Source organism: Legionella tunisiensis (assembly GCF_000308315.1).
Taxonomy (GTDB): domain Bacteria; phylum Pseudomonadota; class Gammaproteobacteria; order Legionellales; family Legionellaceae; genus Tatlockia; species Tatlockia tunisiensis.
This window is the reverse complement of sequence record NZ_CALJ01000228.1, coordinates 1-2,907: the sequence shown is the minus strand read 5'-3', so window position 1 is coordinate 2,907 and position 2,907 is coordinate 1. Positions and strand designations below refer to the sequence as shown.

The window sequence follows — 2,907 nt, the reverse complement described above, 5'->3', positions numbered from 1 at the left end:
TTGTGATGCAAGGATGGAATCAGGTAGGGGAAGTTTTTGTAGCAAGTAACAGTAATTATGCCTTTAGTGCACTCTGGCATAATGCAGTGGGATTGGTTTATTGGTATCTTTTATTCGCACTGATTTCCCTGTTTGTTGTTTATTTATTTATTCGGTGGCTACTGAAGCCTCTTAAACGAGTTAGGGATCAGGCTCATGCCATTTGTGAAGGGGAGTTTCCTATTGAAGCTATTATCCCCAAAACACCGGAATTAAAAAAGTTACTCTTGCTATGAATCAAATGGTGATGCGTATTAAGCGATTATTTCAAGAGCAGATGCAACAATTAGAAATATTACGTCATCAATCTTTTCAAGACCCGTTAACTGATTTAGGCAATCGACGTTATTTTTTGCAACAAACAACGGCGTTATTAAGTAATGAAGAGGAGTTTACACCTGGTTTTCTCGTAATCCTGGCCATTGATGGGCTAGAACTATTAAATAAAAAACAAGGATATCTAGAAGGAGATAAAATTATTCAGGATGTAGCAAAAGCCTGTATAAATTTTTGGCCGTCCTCAATGATACTTTGTATGGCGCGAATTAGTGGTAGTAATTTTGGGTTACTTATTAGGGAAAATGATCCGGATTTATTTATAAAGTATTGCAATAATTTTAATCTAAATGTGCGAAAATTATTTAATAATAGTGTATGTAAAGTATTTATTGCAGCCGCATCTTATTCTATGCATCAATCTGTTAGTACTTTGCTGACTGAAACTGATCTAGTACTAAAAAAGCAAGAGAAGAGGCTAAAGGAGTAGCGTTTGATCCTAATGTAGCTATACCCAATAAAACAGCCCTTGATAGTAAAGGTGTTATGGCTGCTATATCTGAGGGCAGACTGTCTATTTTTTCTCAATGGGTGACGTCTAGCAGAGAAAATTATCATCAGGAATTGTTTGTCCGCATTAATGAATCGGGGCAGCAAATCTTTGCTGGGTATTTTATGCCCATCGCTGAAGCTGCAAGCATTGCTTATTTAATAGATCAATTTGTTTTAACAAAAATTATTGCTGCCGATCTTTTAAGTCATACAAAAATTGCATTAAATTTGACTCAAGAGACAGTAACAATCGAAGACTATCAAACTGACTATATTAAGAAAATTGAGAGTCTCTCAATTGAAGCGCGTAATAATCTCTTTATTGAATTTAATGAACAGCTCGTATTAACACACTTTGAAAAAGTGATGTCTTTTGTAAAAGTGCTACAAAAATTACATATAAAAGTAGGGGTTGATCAAGTTGGAATACATTTTTCACCAATGCATTATCTAAGCGAGCTACCCATCACTTATTTAAAATTGCATGGTAGTTTGATTTACGATCTCGCTGAAAATCAAAATAAACAGTTTTTACTTCATTATTTCAATGAAATGGCTTGTACTTTAGATATTCAAGTGATTGCAACGCAAATAGAAACAGAAACACAGTGGCAAGCAATAAATAACATACATCTAAAATGGGGCCAAGGGCGTTACCTCAGTGATATTGAGCCTCTCTTGACCAAATAATTACAAATAAGATTTTAAATAGAGCAAATATTGGGCAATTTGAGACTATACTATAAAAAATAAGGTAATTAGATGTGCGACATTTAATACCGACGGGTTCATTACGACCCAGAGAAAATGTCAGTTTTGGGGATGTTAAAGATGAGTAAAACGGTACCTGGGATTGTTGACTCTCTTAACGGACTATTAATTAAAAATGATGTGGGCGGTCAGTTATCCATTGCAAAGAATGGCACACAAGTAATGAAGGGAGAGCAACTATTCTTATTGAGTGGTGATGCACTTCTTCATGCCATTGGATTGGGAGATTTGAAACTAACAGTTAATACCCCTTTTAATTTGGATGGTATTTCTCCTCTCTTGAAAAATCTTTCACAAAGTACTAAAGAAGATATTGAAAATTTGCTGCAAAAGGCGGTTGATAATGGCATTGATCCAGTAGCTTTACTTGAAACTCTCGAGGAAACTGCAGCGGGTGAAGGCCCTGTTCTAGGTAGCGGTGGTAGTACTTTTGTCTATGAGCCTACCTATGGAGCTGGAAGCGTGACCGCTGGATTTGATACTTTTAGTGCCAATATTCAAGAATTAAATGCCACAGAAACTCCACATGTTCTTTTACCACCAAATCAAGAAGATATTTTAGGCGAAGCAATACCTGTGGGAAATATTGCGCCGATAGGAGTGGCTACTAATATTCCAGCATTGATTAGTAGTGCGAATGTTGTGTTAGCTCAAACATCACTTCCCTTAAGCGCTAATGGCAAATTACTAAGCCAAGATGTAGATAATCCTTCCAATATTTTTGTTGCTCAGAAGAATGTGGTAGGTAAGTATGGAACTTTTAGCATCGATGAAAATGGTATTTGGACCTATCAGGCAAAGGAATCATTTGCTTATTTACGTGATGATCAAAATATAAGTGAAACCTTTAAAGTAGCTAGTATAGATGGTACTTCTGGTACTGTGACTGTGACCATTCAGGGTATAAATGATATACCTATTCTTGGAGGTATCAGCGTTGGTACAGTCAAAGAAGATAATCTAGTGGTCAATGGTAATTTAACTAAAAACGGCAAATTAACTATCACTGATGTAGATACTGATCAGTCAGAGTATCAACCCCAAGCCTCTGTAGCGGGCACTTATGGTACTTTTACTTTAAGTGCAGATGGGACTTGGACTTATATGGCCTCAAACAGTAATCCTGCGGTTCAATCGTTGGGAGCTAGTCAGAGTGTAATAGATAGTTTCGTTGCAGTTTCTAGTGATGGCAGTGCTAGTCAAGTTGTGACTGTGACAATTCAAGGCACGAATGATATTCCCACCATTGCTGGTACAAGCGCAGCTGTT

The 2,907-nt window shown here is 36.7% G+C and carries 3 protein-coding genes and 1 pseudogene; all 4 read left to right on the top strand.

Going from position 1 to position 2,907, the window contains the following annotated elements:
- A pseudogene (locus BN58_RS28735) lies at positions 1 to 275 on the top strand (GGDEF domain-containing protein); the annotation flags it as partial.
- 5 nt (positions 276 to 280) lie between these two features.
- Positions 281 to 805 (top strand): GGDEF domain-containing protein, encoded by a 525-nt coding sequence (locus BN58_RS28730; protein WP_232220632.1) that lies wholly within the window; start codon positions 281 to 283, stop codon positions 803 to 805.
- 56 nt (positions 806 to 861) lie between these two features.
- A complete protein-coding gene (locus BN58_RS28725; protein ID WP_019217320.1) occupies positions 862 to 1,557 on the top strand; it encodes an EAL domain-containing protein in 696 nt (231 codons plus the stop codon).
- Positions 1,558 to 1,698: 141 nt separating this feature from the next.
- Positions 1,699 to 2,907 (top strand): VCBS domain-containing protein (locus BN58_RS25495; RefSeq protein ID WP_040916566.1); only part of this gene is annotated, 1,209 nt, incomplete at its 3' end.

Bases quoted from the DNA above. Each gene is read 5' to 3' on its own strand.
- BN58_RS28725 (WP_019217320.1), top strand. From the start codon at position 862: ATGGCTGCTATATCTGAGGGCAGACTGTCTATTTTTTCTCAATGGGTG.
- BN58_RS28730 (WP_232220632.1), top strand. From the start codon at position 281: ATGGTGATGCGTATTAAGCGATTATTTCAAGAGCAGATGCAACAATTA.